The sequence below is a fragment of the Stenotrophomonas sp. NPDC077659 genome, assembly GCF_050268705.1.
GTDB lineage: Bacteria > Pseudomonadota > Gammaproteobacteria > Xanthomonadales > Xanthomonadaceae > Stenotrophomonas.
Window position 1 is genome coordinate 1 of the sequence record NZ_JBNNHG010000018.1, and the last position, 15839, is coordinate 15839.

A 15839-nucleotide genomic window follows, 5' to 3' on the forward strand; every position below is an offset into this window, starting at 1 on the left:
AGCCGCATGGATGCGGCGACCGAGCTTACATGGACGTACTTGCAGCGTCCCCTGCCACCGGACCCACCCCGCAATCCCTCAGGAAGCCAGCTTTTGACGTTGCCGTTGCCGTTGCCGTTGCCGTTGATTGCAGCGGGTGCAGGGCTGCAAGCCCTGCAGGCCCCCCTACCTGAACAGGGCTTTTTGCGTGAAGTCTTCAAGATCGTTTAGACTTGCGCGGTCTGCAGCGGCCGTCCGTTTCCCTCCGGGATCGCCGGCGACCTGGGTCCGCCCTCTTCGCCCGCCCCCACTCCGACGCCGTTCGTCACGCATTCCAGCCTGCGCTCCGTGCCGGCTGCACCCAATTCTCGCAGCGCGGTTCACGGGAACGCTCCGAGTCAGCCGATCAGTTTGATCTGCCCCCGTCTGTCCGCTCGGACAGGCGTTTCTTGTACTTGGAGCATTCTCAATGTCGTTTGAATCCCTGGGCCTTGCGCCTTTCCTGCTGCGCGCGCTCGCCGAGCAGGGCTACGAACACCCGACCCCGATCCAGCAGCAGGCGATCCCGCTGGCGCTGGCCGGTCGCGACCTGCTGGCCGGTGCACAGACCGGTACCGGCAAGACCGCCGCCTTCGGCCTGCCGCTGCTGCAGCACCTGGGCACCGCCTCGCAGGAAGTGCGTGCCGGCCCGCGCAAGCCGCGTGCGCTGATCCTGGCCCCGACCCGCGAACTGGCCACCCAGGTGCATGACAGCCTGCGCGGTTACAGCAAGTACCTGCGCATTCCCAGCGCCTGCATCTACGGCGGCGTCGGCATGGGCAACCAGCTGGACATCCTGCGCCGTGGCGTGGACCTGCTGGTGGCCTGCCCGGGCCGCCTGATCGATCACCTGGAGCGCCGCAGCGTCGACCTGTCCGGCATCGAAGTGCTGATCCTGGACGAAGCCGACCGCATGCTCGATATGGGCTTCCTGCCGTCGATCAAGCGCATCCTGGCCAAGCTGCCGAAGCAGAACCGGCAGACGCTGCTGTTCTCGGCCACCTTCGAGGACAACATCCGCCAGCTGGCGCTGGAGTTCATGCGCAACCCGGAACAGATCCAGGTGACGCCGAAGAACACCGTGGCCGAGACCATCACCCACCGCGTGCACCCGGTCGATGCCGGCCGCAAGCGCGATCTGCTGCTGCACCTGCTGGCGCAGGACAGCCGTGAGCAGACCCTGGTCTTCGCGCGTACCAAGCATGGCAGCGACAAGCTGGCCACGTTCCTGGAAAAGTCCGGCATCAAGACCGCGGCAATCCATGGCAACAAGAGCCAGGGCCAGCGCCTGCGTGCACTGGGTGACTTCAAGGCCGGCCGCGTGACCGTGCTGGTGGCCACCGACATCGCCGCACGCGGCATCGACATCAACGAGTTGCCGAAGGTGATCAACTTCGATCTGCCGATGGTGGCCGAGGATTACGTGCACCGCATCGGCCGTACCGGCCGCAACGGTTCGACCGGCCAGGCGATTTCGCTGGTGGCGCAGGATGAAGTGAAGCTGCTGCGTGCGATCGTGCGCCTGCTGGGCCGCGACATGGACATCCGCGATGTGCCGGGCTTCGAGCTGCAGACGCCGATCCGCTGGGGCAACAGTGCACCGGGCAAGGCCGAGCACGACACCGGCGAACGCGCACCGCGCAAGAGCCACGCGCGCCGTCCGCACGGTGATGCGCCGCGCCACGCGCACGCGGGCCCGAAGAAGGCCGGTGGCGGCCGTCGCGAGGGCGGTGGCAATGGCCAGCAGCGTGCCGGTGCGGGCGCGGGTCAGGGGCAACGTCGTGGCGGTGGCGGCAATGGTGGCGGCCGTGGCCGTGGCCAGGGCGGCAACGGCGGCGGTCGCGCCGGCTGATTGCAACTGACGGTTGTAGCGCTTCCCGCTGCGCGGGGGGGCTATCGAGGGACGGCGCTGAGGCGCCGTCCTTTTTTTGTGCTGGCTGCCCGGATGGTGTTGGAGCTTGCGGTTGGTTCTGCGTGGGCGTTGGGGAGCGGGGGCGGCGGTGAAAGCGGACCGATCCCCACCGGACACCAGCTTGCGCGTACGTCCACAGGCTGCCGGCCAGCGGCCGGCACTACCCTTGGCTGTTGCCGGCAACGGCCTGCACTACCGCATCCGTCGTTCCGGCGAGTGGCCCCTCACCCTCGCGCCTTGGCCGGATTCACCAGATTCCCGAAGAAGATCGCGTTGATCAGCAGGCGATCCGTGCCATGCCAGTACTTGCGATGCGCCGGATCATCAGCAAACAGCACCACGTTGCCCTGCCCCTGCGGCGATACCAGCAGCCATGCACTGCCTGCGACCCGTGCGCGGTTGCGCTCGGACAGGTACCCGTTCACCCGTGGCGTCGCGTCGATACGAACCACCGTCGAGAACGGATTCGCACTCGGCTGCAGGGTGACGGAGTTTTCCTTGTTGACCGCCAGCTGCCGGCGCGGCACGCCGAAAGCCAACGGGTGGGTCGTATCAACGTCCGCGCTGAGGATGTTGCCGCTGACCCGCTCGATCGCAGCGATGTCACGCTGGTCGCCGAAGGCACGACGATCTGCGTCGGCCGCATCCTCTTCCTTGCCCAGCGACTCACCTTCGGCCAGCTTCTGTTCCACCGCCCACTTCGACGCGCTGCCATAGGTCACCAGCGAACCCCCTGCCTGCACCCAGCGCTTCAGCGCGGCCACGGCGGCGGCGTCGATACCGGTGTAGGTGCCACCGGACAGCACGATGGTGGTGTAGCGGTCCAGCGGGATCCTGCCCAGCTGCTGCGGGTCCAGCTTGCTCGCCGGAAGATGCAGCTGCTGGTCGAGCAGGAACCACGCCGAACCAATCTCGGTGGCGGCCACGCCCTCGCCCATCACCAGGGCCACGGCAGGCTTGCGCAGTGCCTTGACGCCATCGCTGCCGAGGTCGATGCCATCACTGCTGCGGCCGCTGGACAGGGCATGCACCTGCACGCCCGCCTCGCGTGCGGCGGCGGTCACTGCCTCGAGCAGGGCCGCGCCCTGCAGCGGCTGTCCGGCCACCGGGATGATCAGGCTGCCTGCGGCGAAGTCGACGTGGCCCTGCCCGGTGCTGCTGCTGAACGGCTTGAACGCGGCACGCGCAGCAAGCCCCTTGAACTGCAACGCGGCCAGCGCGCGGCCGGCGTTGTAGTCGCGCCAGTCGATGGCGTAGGCAAAACCGGCCTGACCGCCATTCACCGCGCCCTGCACCGTCGGCAGCGCCGTCACCCGGGTACCACCATCGATGCGGCTGCGGCTGCCCGCGAAGGCAACGCCATAGGCCGGTGCGATCGCATAGCTGGTGCTGCCGTAGAACACATCGCCCTTGATGGGCGGGGTCTCGGCGAAAATGGAATGGACCAAGCGGAACTGCGCCTGCTGCACCGGCACGACGTAGGCGCTGCCCGCGTCAAAGCGCTGGCCGTCAACGGTGACCGCGCGGTCCAGTGCATGCACCTCGATGCGATGCAGCAACAGCAGTTCCAGCAGGCGCCGGGTCAGTGCCGGGTCGTGCGCATCGCCGAACACGAAGCTCTTCACCGGCTGCTGTGCAGCCTGCTTCAGCGCGCTCTGGAAGAAGTCCTTCTGCAGGTCGAACAGGCCACTGCGCTCGGTCACCGCACCGCGCACCGTGCCCAGGCCGGTGGCGACCTGGTTGCGGATGGTGAACGGGAAGGTCAACAGGCCATTCACCGATTCCTGCACGTGGCCACGCGAACTGGCCTGTTCGACGGTGACGCCCACCGCACCGTGGAAGTCCGGATAGGTCGAGCCGTACACCGGTGAGAAGTTGTCGAAGTTCTCACCCGTGTAATAGAGCGAGCCCAGTGCATCCAGCGACTGTGCATGGTACTTGGCCAGTGTCTTGTTGAACGCGTAGGACGCGGGGGGAATCAGCGGGCTGTGCATGCTCTTCGGCGAGGGCTCGAAGTAGTACGTGCTGTCCTTGCCCATTTCGTGGAAATCGATCTGCACGTTCGGATACCACTGGTGGAACACGTCGACCTTGGGCCGCGAATCCTGCTGGGTCAGCGCCAGCCAGTCGCGGTTGAGATCGGTGAAGTAGTGGTTGGTGCGGCCCTGCGGGAACGGTTCAACGTGTTCCTTGTCGGCCGGATCGGACGAGGCCGGATCCGAGGCCCACGCGTTGTGCCAGTTTGCGGCGCGGTCGCGGCCGTCGGGGTTCTGCGCCGGGTCGAACAGCACCACCGACTGCCGCAGCCACTGCTGGGTTTCGGCACTGCGGTTGGCCACCAGGTAGTAGGCGGTCAGCATCGCCGCTTCACCGCTGGAGGTTTCATTGCCATGCACGCTGTAGCCCAGCCACACCACCACCGGGCTGTCGCCAGCGGCGCTGCGCGGCTGCGCCGGGTCGACCAGGGTGGCGTGCTGCTGGCGGATCCGGTCGAGGCGCGCCTGGTTGTCGGCAGCGGTGACGGTGGCGATCAGCAGCGGACGGCCTTCGTAGCTGCGGCCGATCTCCTGCACGCGGATCCTGTCCGAGTGCTTCGCCAGTTCCTGGAAATAGGCCACCAGCTGGTCATGGCGGGTGTAGCGGCTGCCGATCGGGTAGCCGAGGAACTGCTCGGGGCTGGGAATGGCGGCATCGAACGCGGCAGCGTCGGTGGCCTGCGGGAAGAAGTACGCACTCTGGGCCTGTGCCGGCAGCGGCAAGGACAGGACGGTGGCGGCGGCAAGCAGCAGCGGAAGAACGGCACGGCGGTGGAAGGACACGGTAACTCCCCAGGAAGCAGGACAGCGGCAACGCGGCCAGCCACGCACGGTGGCCGGCCGCGGCGATGGCGTCAGAAGCGGTAATCGAAGCCGAGGGTGAAGTAGCGGCCACGCAGGTCGTACTGGCTGAAGTCGTACGGCGCGCGGATACCCGGGAACGAGGCGTCGTACGGCGGCGTCCTGTCAGCCAGGTTCTGCACCTTGGCGTACACGGTCAGCTTGTCGATACCGGCATAGGCCAGGTACAGATCGAACTGGTTGTACGCATCGACGCGGTCCTGCACGGCGGCAGCGGCGGTGCTGGCCTTCTGGTCGTAGCCGCTGGTGTAGTACCAGGTGACTGCGGCGGTGAAATCGCGGAAGGTCCAGTCCAGCGTGGTGGTCGCCTTGTTCTTCGGCAGGGTGGCGCCGAGGTTGCTGCCGGCGTAGTCCACCAGCGGCCCGCCGACCACGGTGGGGCGACGGTAGTCACGCACGTGGGTGTAGGCCGAAGACAGGGTGAAGTCGCCGAGCGCGGCGGTCGGAATGCGCTGGCGCAGTTCGACATCGATGCCGGAGGTCTTCAGCTCGCTCAGGTTCTGGTAGCGGTTGAACACGGCCAGCAGCTTGCCGCGCTCATCGCGCTGCACCGCGCCGGCCACGTTGTCGTTGACCAGGGTCTGGGTGTTGTTGGTGCCGACCAGGTTGTCCAGCTGGATGCGGTAGTAATCCACGCTCAGGTTGGTATTGGCCCAGGGCGAGAGCACCACGCCGAAGTTCACGCTTTTGGTGCGCTCGGGCTTGAGGTCGCTGTTGCCGACGGTGAAGAAGGTCGGGTTCTGCCGCGAACCGGGCACGTCCGGATCACGCGGATCGACCACGCTGCCGTAGGCGATGCTGGTGCTGTTGGAATTCTCCGACAGCGATGGCGCACGGAAGCCCTTCGACGCCGAAGCGCGCACCAGCAGGAAGTCCAGCGGCTGCCAGCGCAGGCCGAGCTTGGGCGAGAACGCATCACCGAAATCGTCGTAATGGTCGGCACGCGCGGCAGCCGACAGTTCCAGCGTCGAGGCCAGCGGCACGTTCACTTCGGCGTAGGCGGCGCTGACCTTGCGCTCGCCATGGACTTCCGCGATGGCCGGGCGCACCTGCAGGCCGGCGTCGATCTGCCAGGGGTTGTTGGAATCGAGCTTCTCGCGGCGCCATTCGGCACCGGCGGCGAAGCCGATGTCACCGGCCCAGGTGTGGCCCAGAGTGCCGGAGAGTTTCGCGTCCACGCCCTGCAGCACCGACTCGGCCGGGCGCAGGGTGGAGATGTTGATGGCATCGATGACCGACTGCGGCGTGGCCGACGGGTTGAGCAGGTTGTAGCTGCCGCTGGCCAGCGCGTCGGCCAGCGCCCAGCGGTTGGCGAAACCACCCGATACCGTTTCGCGCTCGCTGCTGCGTGCGCCGAACGCGGCCACTTCCCAATCCCAGGCGGCGGTGCTGCCGCGCAGTCCGACCACGCCACGATAGGCGGTGGAGCGGTTGGTCTTGATGGTGCCGCCGAGGTCAAAGAACGTGTATTCGATCGGCACCGCGCGGCCATACGGGTTGTACGGGCTGCTGGCCGGCAGGTTGGACGACACCGGCTCTGCCAGGCCGGTTTCAGCATTCAGGGCGAAGCGGCCGCTTTCCAGGGTGAAGAACGGGCTGCTGCCGAACCAAGCGGCGCTCTTGATCTGGCTGTACAGCACTTCGCCGAACGCCTCGACGTTTTCACCGAGGCGGAACGTGCCGTTGGCATAGGCCTGGTAGCGCTTGGTCGAGGGAATCAGCGTGGTGTACGGCGCCTGGTTGTAGCCGCAGGTATCACCGGCCAGGCCGTCGATGGGCGCGCTGGCCACGCGGGTGGTGCCGGTGGGGCAGTTGCCGTCGGCATCGAGCATGGGCACCGAGACACCATTGATGAGGTAGCGCGCGCCCTTGGCCGACCAGCCGTTCCAGCGGCCGCCCGGCTTGTCGGTATAGATGCCGCTCCTGGTCAGGTTGCGCTCGTCCTGGTCCAGGCGCTCGCGGTTGTAGCCCTGCAGGCTGAAGAGGATGTTGTAGCCGTCGGTGTCGAGATCACCCAGGCCGCCGACGAACTTCAGGTTCTGCTCGTGCAGGCCGCCCTGGTCGGCGCCGCCGAAGCTGCCGCCGATCTCGGCACCTTCGAAGTTCTGCCGGGTGATGATGTTGACCACGCCGGCCACGGCGTCGGAGCCGTACACCGCCGAGGCGCCGTCCTTGAGCACTTCGATGCGCTCCACCGCCACCAGTGGCAGCGCGTTGAGGTCGACGAAGGTGTCGGACAGGCCGCCGGCCGGGAAGCCGTAGTTGGCCAGGCGGCGGCCATTGAGCAGCACCAGCGTGTTCTTCTGCGAAAGGCCGCGCAGACCAATGCCCGCTGAGCCGGACGCCCAGCCGTTGTTGGTGGTTTCGTTGTTGGCGTTGCCGGTGTTGGCCGAGATCGAGCGCAGCACGTCGGCGACAGTGGCCTTGCCGGTCTGTTCCAGCTGCTGGCGGCCGATCACCTGCACCGGGTTGGAGGCCTCGGTGTCGGTGCGCTTGATGTTGGAACCAGTGACGCGCACGGCGGCCAGGGTGCTGGCGTCACTACTGGTATCGGCGGTGGATTCGGCGGCGGCGGACAAAGGCGCGGCCAGAGCGACGGCCAGGGCCGCCACGAGCAGGGTGTGCTGGGGCATGACGATGTAGGGGGTGGTAGTGGGCGACGGAAGTTCCGCAGTTATCCATGCCAGGTCTGGCGCGACCAATAACATCTCTTCATACGGATATAAGGGAAACTATCATCTCTTCATCCGGATGAAAAGAATTGATTCACGAAAAGCAAACAACCGGAACGATCGCGCGGGTGGTGCCGGCGTACAATCGCGACATGGAAATCTTCAAAATCTTCATGCTCGAGGCGGCCCACCGCCTGCCCAACGTGCCACCGGGGCACAAGTGCGCGCGCCTGCACGGCCACTCTTTCCGGCTGGAACTGAAGGTAGAGGGCGAACCGGGCGCGCAGACCGGCTGGATCATGGATTTCGGCGATGTCAAAGCCGCCTTCCAGCCGATCTACGACCGCTTGGACCACCATTACCTCAATGACATCCCCGGCCTGGAAAACCCGACCAGCGAGAACCTGGCCGTGTGGATCTGGAACGAGCTGAAGCCGGTGTTACCCGCGCTGAGCGAGATCACTGTGCACGAAACCTGCACCTCCGGGTGCCGCTACCGCGGCCCGGGCGCCTGACCAAGCCATTGATCAATAAGGGTTTATGAAGGCGCGGTGAGCGCGTTCCTGTTTTTTGTTGCATTGCCGCATGATCGGCGTATGCTGCATTGCATCAACCGCTTTCGATGCCGCCATGGCCAACGCCTTCACCGATCGTTTCAGTGATGTCACCCGCCAGCTGGCGGCTGCGGCAACGCGTGCAAACCGTCTGGCGCTGGAAAATGCCGAGAGCATGTTCGGCGTACAGTTGAAGGCGATGGAACGCAATCTGACCGCGACCGGCGGCTGGCTGGGCGAACTGGCCCGCAGCGAGGATCCGGCCGGGTTGCTGCCCAAGGGCGCGCAGCTATGGCAGGACAACCTGCAGCGGCTGGGCCAGGCCCAGCAGGACGTGGTCGATCTGGGCCTGCAGGCCGGTCGCGCCTGGTCCGAGCTGGTGCAGGGCCAGACACAAACTTCGGCGGACGCCACCGGCAACAGCCACTGACGTCACGCCCACGCTCATTGCATGGGTCCCTCCCCCCATGCAATCCGGACCCGGCAGATCCCTCCCTCTGCCGGGTCTTTTTTTGCCTGCGATCTGCGTGAACAGCATCCACGCATGGCGTGGATCTACTGGGTGGCCAACGTTACGGTAGCGCCGGGCCATGCCCGGCGGGCGCGTCGGCGCGCGGCAGGGCGAACACAAACAGGGCCCCCGTCCCGCTCGGCCGCAGTTCGATGCCGCGCCCATGCAGCTGCACGATGCGCTGCACGATCAACAGGCCCAGGCCGCCATTGTCACCGCGCCGCGCCCCCAGCGCCGCCGGCGCCTGGAACAGCTGTGCGCGCAGTGCCGGGGCCACGCCGGGGCCATCATCGGCCACCCTCACTTCCACACTGCCTTCGATGGCGCGCAGCTGCACCCGCACCTGGCCGCCGTCGGGCGCATGGCGCAGTGCGTTGTCGAGCAGGTTGGTCAGCACCCGTTCGACCAGCCCGAGGTCGGCACGTACCAGCGGCAGCCCGGGCGGGAAATCGGCATGCAGGTACTGTCCACGTGCCTGCGCGGCCAGTTCGAACTTCTGCAGCACATCCTGCAGCAGCTCCGGCAGCGCGAACACCTCCCACTCCAGCCGCACTTCGCCGTGCTCTAGACGCGCCAGCTCGAACAGTGCGCGGGCCAGGCGGCCGACCTTGGCACTCTGCGCCAGGGCGATGCCGAGGTAACGGCGGCGTTCCTCCGGTGACAGCGTGGCCTCCTTCAGCGCCATCGTTTCCAGGTAGCCATGCAGCGATGACAGCGGCGTGCGCAGGTCGTGGGAGATGTTGGCCACCAGCTCACGGCGCTGCAGATCCTGCTGGCGCAGCTGCTGCCACTGTTCGCCCAGCCGTTGCGCCATCTGCGCATGGGCATGCTCGAGGATCTTCAGTTCATCGCGCTCGCCGCTGCGCAGCGGTACGGGCGCGGGCAACGGCGTGGGCGCATCGATGTCGAACGCCTGGATGCGCCGGGTCAGCCGGCGCAGCGGCCGGGTGACCCAGTAGAACGCCACCAGCCCGGCCAGCAGGCCCAGGCTGCCTACCAGCAGCACCGACCACCATGTGGTGTTCCACTGGTTGCTGGCCGCCAGATCGTCAGCCAGCATCTGCCGGTGTTCGCCCACCAGCACCACGTAGACGTACCCGGCCTGGCGTCCCTGCACCACCAGCGGGGCGACGCTGAACACCTTGCGGCCAGCGCTGCTGCGCGGGTCATCTCCCAGGATCGGCAGCGGTGCACCGGCCAGCAGGCGGCGCAGCGGTGCCAGATCGACACGGTCGCGCAGCAGGTGGCCGCTGGGCGCGTCGTGGCCAAGGATGCGCCCCTGATCGTCGAGCAGGTACACCTCCACGCTGGGATTGACCGCCATCAACTGGCCAAACAACGCGCGCACGGCGGTATCGCGCATGCCGCTGGTATCCATCAGCTCGCTGCGCTGGGCGATATGTTCGGCCAGGCCCAGCGACAGGCGCTGCACCACTTCCTGTTCATGACGGGCGCTGGCGCGCATCTGCAGCGCCAGCAGGGCCATGCAGCACATCAGCATCAGCGCGGCGATCACCGCCGCCAGCTTCTGCCACAGATTCGGCGTGATCATGCCGACGCCCCGGCCGGGTCGACCAGCTTGTAGCCGCGCCCCCACACCGTCAGCAGCCGGCGCGGGGTGGCCGGGTCGGCTTCGATCTTGCTGCGCAGGCGGTTGATGTGGGTGTTGACGGTGTGCTCGTAGCCATCGTGCTGATAGCCCCAGACCTGGTTCAGCAGTTCCATCCGCGCGAACACCTGGTCGCGGTGGCGGGCAAAGAACAGCAGCAGATCGAACTCACGCGGGGTCAGTTCCAGCGACCTGCCTTCGACCGAGGCGGTGCGCGCCACCGGGTCCAGCTGCAGGCCACCGACCTCGACGGCACCTGCATCGATGCGTGCGTTCTGTGCCATCGCTTCGGCACGGCGCAGCAGTGCGCGCACACGCGCCACCAGCTCGGGCATCGAGAAGGGTTTGGCCAGGTAGTCGTCCGCGCCCAGTTCCAGGCCGACAATGCGCTGGGTTTCACTGCCGCGTGCGCTGATGATGATGATCGGCACGTAGCGCGCCATCGCCCGTGCACGCTGGCAGATCTGCAGGCCATCCACGCCGGGCAGCATCACGTCCAGCACCAGCGCATCCCACGGGCCGTCCTGTTCCAGCAGGCGCAGCCCGGCATCGCCGCTGGCGGCGTGGGCGACGTCATAACCCTCGTCGGCCAGGTGCATGCGCAGCAGGTCGGCGATGTGGGCATCGTCTTCAACGATCAGGACACGTTTGGCGGACATCGGCAGCTCGGGCCAGTGGGAGAAGCTGCCTGCATTGTGGCGCGGGACAGCAACCGATACCTCACGGAAAATTGAATCCTGCGTGAGGATTCGTTGACCCGGGCAGGTGCAGCATGGCCCCGTCGCCCTTCCCGGAGTCCGCCATGTCCCTTACCCGTCGCCACCTGCTGGGCCTGGGCGGTCTTGCCACCGCCGCTGGCGTGCTCGGCCTGGGCGCGTGCAGCCGTGCCGCCACCGCCGCCGCTGAAGCGCGCCCGGCGCGACAGTTCCCGCTGATGCGCGCCGATGCCGAGTGGCGCCGGCTGCTGACCCCGGCGCAGTACGCGGTGCTGCGCCAGCAGGCGACCGAGCGCGCCGGCAGCAGCCCGCTGGACCGTGAACATCGACAGGGCACGTTCACCTGCGCCGGCTGCCAGCAACCGCTGTTCTCCTCGTCCACCAAGTTCGAAAGCGGCACCGGCTGGCCCAGTTTCTGGGCACCGCTGCACGGCGCCGTCGGCGAAGACCGCGATACCACCTTCGGCATGCTGCGGGTGGAAGCGCACTGCAGCCGTTGTGGCGGCCACCTCGGCCACGTCTTCAACGATGGCCCGCGCCCGACCGGCCTGCGCTACTGCATGAACGGTGTCGCGCTGCTGTTCCAGCCCGGCACGGCGCCGCAGGACAGCGAGGGCGGCTGGCGCGTGCCGCTCGGTTCTTCCCCTGTTTCTGGAGCCTGATGATGCTGCTGTTGCTGCTGGCCTATCTGGGCGGCGTACTGACCCTGCTCAGTCCCTGCATCCTGCCGGTGCTGCCCTTCGTATTCGCGCGCGCCAACCGGTCGTTCGTGCGCAGTACCCTGCCCCTGCTGCTGGGCATGGCGCTGACCTTCGCTGCGGTGGCCAGCCTGGCCGCCGTGGGCAGCCAGTGGGTGGCGCAGGCCAACCAGATCGGCCGATGGCTGGCCCTGGTGCTGATGGCGGTGTTCGCCCTGGCGCTGCTCTGGCCGCGCCTGGCCGACCATCTGCTGGCGCCGTTCCAGCGCGTGGGCGCGCGCCTGAGTGCGCGTGCTGATGCCGCCGATGATGCCGGCCGTGGCGGTGCGTGGACCTCGCTGCTGATCGGCATCGCCACCGGCCTGCTGTGGGCACCGTGTGCCGGGCCGATCCTGGGCCTGGTGCTGACCGGTGCCGCTCTGCATGGCGCCAGCGTCGGCACCACTGCGCTGTTGCTGGCCTACGCGCTGGGCGCAGCCACCGCACTGGCGCTGGCGGTGTGGATCGGTGGCCGCGTGTTCAACGCTCTGCAGGCGCGGCTGGGCCTGGGCGATGTGCTGCGCAAGGCACTGGGCGTGGCCGCCCTGCTGGCGGTGGTGGCCATCGGCCTGGGCTGGGACACCGGCCTGCTGACCCGCCTGTCGGCGGTGAGCACCGCGCGCATCGAACAGGGCCTGCTTGATGCTGTGCCCGGCGCGCAACCGGCGGCGGCGCCGATGATGATGATGGCCGGTGCCAACGCCGGCGCCGACGCGCCGCTGCCGGTGGAAGGCACTCTGCCCGCGCTGGATGGCGCCACCGGTTGGCTCAATAGTCCGCCACTGAACGCCGGACAGCTGCGCGGCAAGGTGGTGCTGGTCGACTTCTGGACCTATTCCTGCATCAACTGCCTGCGCGCGATGCCCTTCGTGCACGAGTGGGAACGCCGCTACCGCGACCACGGCCTGGTGGTGGTGGGCGTGCACACGCCCGAGTTCGCCTTCGAACGTGACCCGCGCAACGTGATGAAGGCGGTGCAGCAGCTGAAGGTGGACTACCCGGTGGCGCTGGACAACCAGTATTCGATCTGGCGCGCGTTCAACAACCAGTACTGGCCGGCGCAGTACTTCATCGATGCACAGGGCAACATCCGCGCCCATCAGTTCGGTGAAGGCAACTACGCCCATTCGGAACAGGTGATCCGCCGCCTGCTGACTGAGGCCGGGCAGACCGATCTGCCGCCACCGGCCGACCCGGCTGCGGCCAACCTGCAGGGTGTGGCCACGCAGGCAGACATGGGCAACCTGCGTTCGCCGGAAACCTACCTGGGCCATGCCCGCGCCGAGCACTTCGCCTCACCCGGCGGGCAGCGCACGGATGCGGCCTTCGACTACGCGCTGCCGTCCAGCCTTGCACTGAACCAGTGGGGACTGTCCGGCCAGTGGACCATTAACGATGAAGCCGCCCAACTGCAGCAGGCCGGCGGCCGCATTGCCTTCCAGTTCCACGCCCGCGACCTGCACCTGGTGCTGGCACCAATGCAGGACGGCAGGCCGGTGCGCTTCCGCGTGTGGCTGGATGGCAAACCGCTGCCTGCCGCCGATGCCGGCAGCGATGTCGGTGCCGATGGCAGCGGCGTGGTCAACGAGAACCGTCTGTACCAGCTCGTGCGCCAGCGCGGCACGGTCGGCCCGCACCGTTTCGAGATCGAGTTCCTCGATGCGGGCGTGCAGGCCTATGCCTTCACCTTTGGTTGAGAGCAGGAGGGAACGATGAAATTCTCCTTCGAACAGGGTATTGCAGTGGGTGTTGCCGGGCTGGTCGCTACGGCACTGGTGGCCGGTGTGCTGCTGGTGGATCGTGGCGCGCTGGCTGCGCCGGCTGCCGCCAGCGCGCAGGTACAGGCCCTGCCGGCACCCACCGGCGATGCCGCCTTCGGTGATGGCGCCCCCCAGGCCAGCGTGGTGTTTGCCGGTGGCTGCTTCTGGGGTGTGCAGGGCGTGTTCCAGCATGTGAAAGGCGTGAGCAACGCCGTGGCCGGCTATGCCGGTGGCAGTGCGGCCGATGCACGCTATGAACGGGTGAGCAGCGGCCGCACCGGCCATGCCGAGGCAGTGAAGGTCGACTACGATCCGCGCCAGGTCAGCTACGGGCAGCTGCTGCAGGTGTTCTTCTCGGTAGTGCACGACCCCACCCAGCTCAACTACCAGGGCCCCGACCATGGCAGCCAGTACCGCTCGGCCATCTTCAGCGATGACGCCCGGCAACTGGCCGCCAGCCGCGCCTACATCAGCCAGCTGGGCAAGGCCGGCAGCTACCGCAGCCCGATCGTGACCCAGGTGGCCAGCGGCCAGCACTTCTACCCGGCCGAGAGCTACCACCAGAACTACATGGCCAACTACCCGCAGGCGGCGTACATCCGCTACTACGACGCACCGAAGCTGGCCGCGCTGGGCAAGCAGTTCCCCGCGCTGTACCGGCGCCAGGCGTCACTGGTGCCGATGCGCTGACCGCGCTTGTGTAGAGCCGAGCCCACGCTCGGCTGCGCTGCTGCACCTGTAGTCGAGCATGGCTCGACTCTACAAAAGAAAAAAGACGCACGGCCCTGCGGCCGTGCGTTTGCAATGTACCGGCCAGGCCCCGATCAGGCCCCACCGGCAGGACCATGCTAGGCTCGGCGGCATCATGGGTACAGCTGCAGACGCGGGCCATTGCGATGGATACAGATTCACCTCTCTCCCCGGCCTCGCCCCGCTACCAGCGCCTGTCCGATGAACTGGCCGAGGCGATTCAGGGCGGGCGCCTGCCCGTGGGCAGCCGACTGCCCTCGCTGCGGCAGATGGCCGCCCAGCGCCAGCTCAGCCTGAACACCGTCATCGCCGCCTATCGGCAGCTGGAAGATGCCGGGCTGGTGGTGCCCCGGCCGAAAGCAGGCTTCGAGGTGGCACCGCGCCTGTCAGTACCACAGCGCTCGCTGCGCGATGCGCCTTCGGCGCCCACCGCGCCGTTGCAGCAGGCGCTGATGGCGCGCGTGCTGGACGCACAGCGTCGCCCCGGGGTGATCGACCTGGCCTTCGCCGGGCCGCGGGGGCGGCAGTTCTATCCCGGCGCGCAGCTGGCCCGGCACACGGCGCAGGTGCTGCGCCACGGCCAGCAGACGTTGGAAACCTATGCGCGCCCGAACGGCTCGCCGCGCCTGCTGGCGCAGATCGTGCGGCGCGGCCCGCGGCTGGGCCTGCACACCCACGCTGATCACCTGCTGCTGACCCACGGCGCGATGGAAGCCCTGCAGCTGGCCCTGCGCGCGGTGACCGAACCCGGTGCCGCAGTGGGCATCGAGGCGCCGTCCTACTTCAACCTCTACCCCTTGCTGGTCAACCTCGGCCTGCAGGCCATCGAACTGCCGACCCACCCGCAGCACGGGCTGGATGTGGATGCACTGGAAGCGCTGCTGGAACACACACCGCTGGCCGCGCTGGTGGTGATGCCCACCGTGCACAACCCGTTGGGCTGCACCATGCCGACAGCCGCCAAGCAGCGCCTCGCCGAGCTGGTCAACGCACGCCAGCTGCCGCTGATCGAGGATGCGGTGTATGCCGAGCTGCAGTTCTGCGAACCGCCCGCCCCGCTGCTGAAGGCGTTTGATCGCGATGGCTGGGTGATGGTAGTCGGTGGTTTTTCCAAGACCCTGGCGCCGGACTATCGCATCGGCTGGCTCGACGGAGGCCGATTCGCCCAGCGCATCGCCCTGCTGAAATTCCAGTCCACCGGTGGAGAGCCGCAGCTGCTCGGGGATGCCGTCGCTGCCTATCTGGAAGCGGGCAGCTACGAGCATTACCTGCACCGCATGCGGCGGCTGTACCGCGAACAGGTCGGACGTCTGCGCCAGCTGGTGGCCGAGCACTTTCCGGCCGGCACCCGTGCCACCGAGCCGCAGGGCGGCTTCCTGCTGTGGCTGGAGCTGCCTGGCGTGGATACCCGCGAATTGTTCGAGCGGGCGCTGGCGGAGGACATCGTGTTCATGCCCGGCCAGGTGTATTCGCGCGGCGCACGCTACCGGCATTGCCTGCGGCTGTCGTGCTGCCAGGCACTGGATGCACGTTTCATCAGCGCGGTGGAACGGCTGGGCGCGATCGCGCGGGAATTGGCCGCAGGTTGATGAACGATCACGCCGGGGTAGAGTCGACCGTTGGTCGACTGCTCCTGATTCACCACTCGAAAACCCCGCGCTGCGCGCGATAGTCGACTGGCAGTCGACTCTACCGCCTCTCCG

At 67.5% G+C, this 15839-nt stretch carries 12 protein-coding genes; 8 read left to right on the plus strand and 4 right to left on the minus strand.

Translation table 11 applies throughout. The features are described 5' to 3' along the window. Together ACQKDV_RS04575 and ACQKDV_RS04580 are read left to right on the plus strand one after the other, a co-directional pair. The coding region (locus tag ACQKDV_RS04575) for a hypothetical protein (RefSeq protein ID WP_427782602.1) at positions 1 to 210 on the plus strand (210 nt) is incomplete at its 5' end. A gap of 238 nt (positions 211 to 448) precedes the next feature. Beyond that, complete coding sequence (locus ACQKDV_RS04580) at positions 449 to 1870, plus strand: DEAD/DEAH box helicase (RefSeq protein WP_427782603.1); 1422 nt, start codon at positions 449 to 451, stop codon at positions 1868 to 1870. Between the two features lie 284 nt (positions 1871 to 2154). Here the strand turns inward: ACQKDV_RS04580 and ACQKDV_RS04585 are convergent, their stop codons facing one another. Beyond that, positions 2155 to 4749: a M14 family zinc carboxypeptidase gene (locus tag ACQKDV_RS04585; RefSeq protein ID WP_427782604.1), complete on the minus strand. Its 2595-nt coding sequence runs from the start codon at positions 4747 to 4749 to the stop codon at positions 2155 to 2157. A 71-nt stretch (positions 4750 to 4820) separates the two neighbouring features. Next, positions 4821 to 7460, minus strand: coding sequence for a TonB-dependent receptor (locus tag ACQKDV_RS04590; protein WP_427782605.1), 2640 nt, complete (start codon positions 7458 to 7460; stop codon positions 4821 to 4823). Positions 7461 to 7651: 191 nt separating this feature from the next. Between ACQKDV_RS04590 and queD the strand changes: the two genes are divergently transcribed. Next, positions 7652 to 8014 (plus strand): 6-carboxytetrahydropterin synthase QueD, encoded by a 363-nt coding sequence (gene queD, locus ACQKDV_RS04595; protein ID WP_427782607.1) that lies wholly within the window; start codon positions 7652 to 7654, stop codon positions 8012 to 8014. 115 nt (positions 8015 to 8129) lie between these two features. Further along, entirely contained in the window at positions 8130 to 8483 is a 354-nt protein-coding gene (locus tag ACQKDV_RS04600; protein WP_427782608.1) for a phasin family protein, read from the plus strand. A gap of 142 nt (positions 8484 to 8625) precedes the next feature. Here ACQKDV_RS04600 and ACQKDV_RS04605 read toward each other — a convergent pair whose 3' ends face one another. Then, positions 8626 to 10116 (minus strand): sensor histidine kinase, encoded by a 1491-nt coding sequence (locus ACQKDV_RS04605; protein WP_427782609.1) that lies wholly within the window; start codon positions 10114 to 10116, stop codon positions 8626 to 8628. Then, positions 10113 to 10832, minus strand: coding sequence for a response regulator transcription factor (locus ACQKDV_RS04610; protein WP_427782610.1), 720 nt, complete (start codon positions 10830 to 10832; stop codon positions 10113 to 10115). Before ACQKDV_RS04610 ends, ACQKDV_RS04605 begins: the two co-directional genes overlap by 4 nt. Positions 10833 to 10975: 143 nt before the next feature. On the opposite strand from ACQKDV_RS04610, the gene msrB reads away from it, so the two are divergent. From msrB to ACQKDV_RS04630, 4 genes are all read left to right on the plus strand, one after another. Continuing rightward, on the plus strand, positions 10976 to 11551 hold the full coding sequence (msrB, locus tag ACQKDV_RS04615; RefSeq protein ID WP_427782611.1) for a peptide-methionine (R)-S-oxide reductase MsrB: 576 nt from the start codon (positions 10976 to 10978) through the stop codon (positions 11549 to 11551). 2 nt (positions 11552 to 11553) lie between these two features. Then, complete coding sequence (locus tag ACQKDV_RS04620; protein WP_427782613.1) at positions 11554 to 13323, plus strand: cytochrome c biogenesis protein DipZ; 1770 nt, start codon at positions 11554 to 11556, stop codon at positions 13321 to 13323. 15 nt (positions 13324 to 13338) lie between these two features. After that, on the plus strand, positions 13339 to 14076 hold the full coding sequence (msrA, locus tag ACQKDV_RS04625) for a peptide-methionine (S)-S-oxide reductase MsrA (RefSeq protein WP_427782614.1): 738 nt from the start codon (positions 13339 to 13341) through the stop codon (positions 14074 to 14076). Positions 14077 to 14282: 206 nt separating this feature from the next. After that, positions 14283 to 15725, plus strand: coding sequence for a PLP-dependent aminotransferase family protein (locus ACQKDV_RS04630; RefSeq protein ID WP_427782615.1), 1443 nt, complete (start codon positions 14283 to 14285; stop codon positions 15723 to 15725). Positions 15726 to 15839 lie beyond the last annotated feature (114 nt).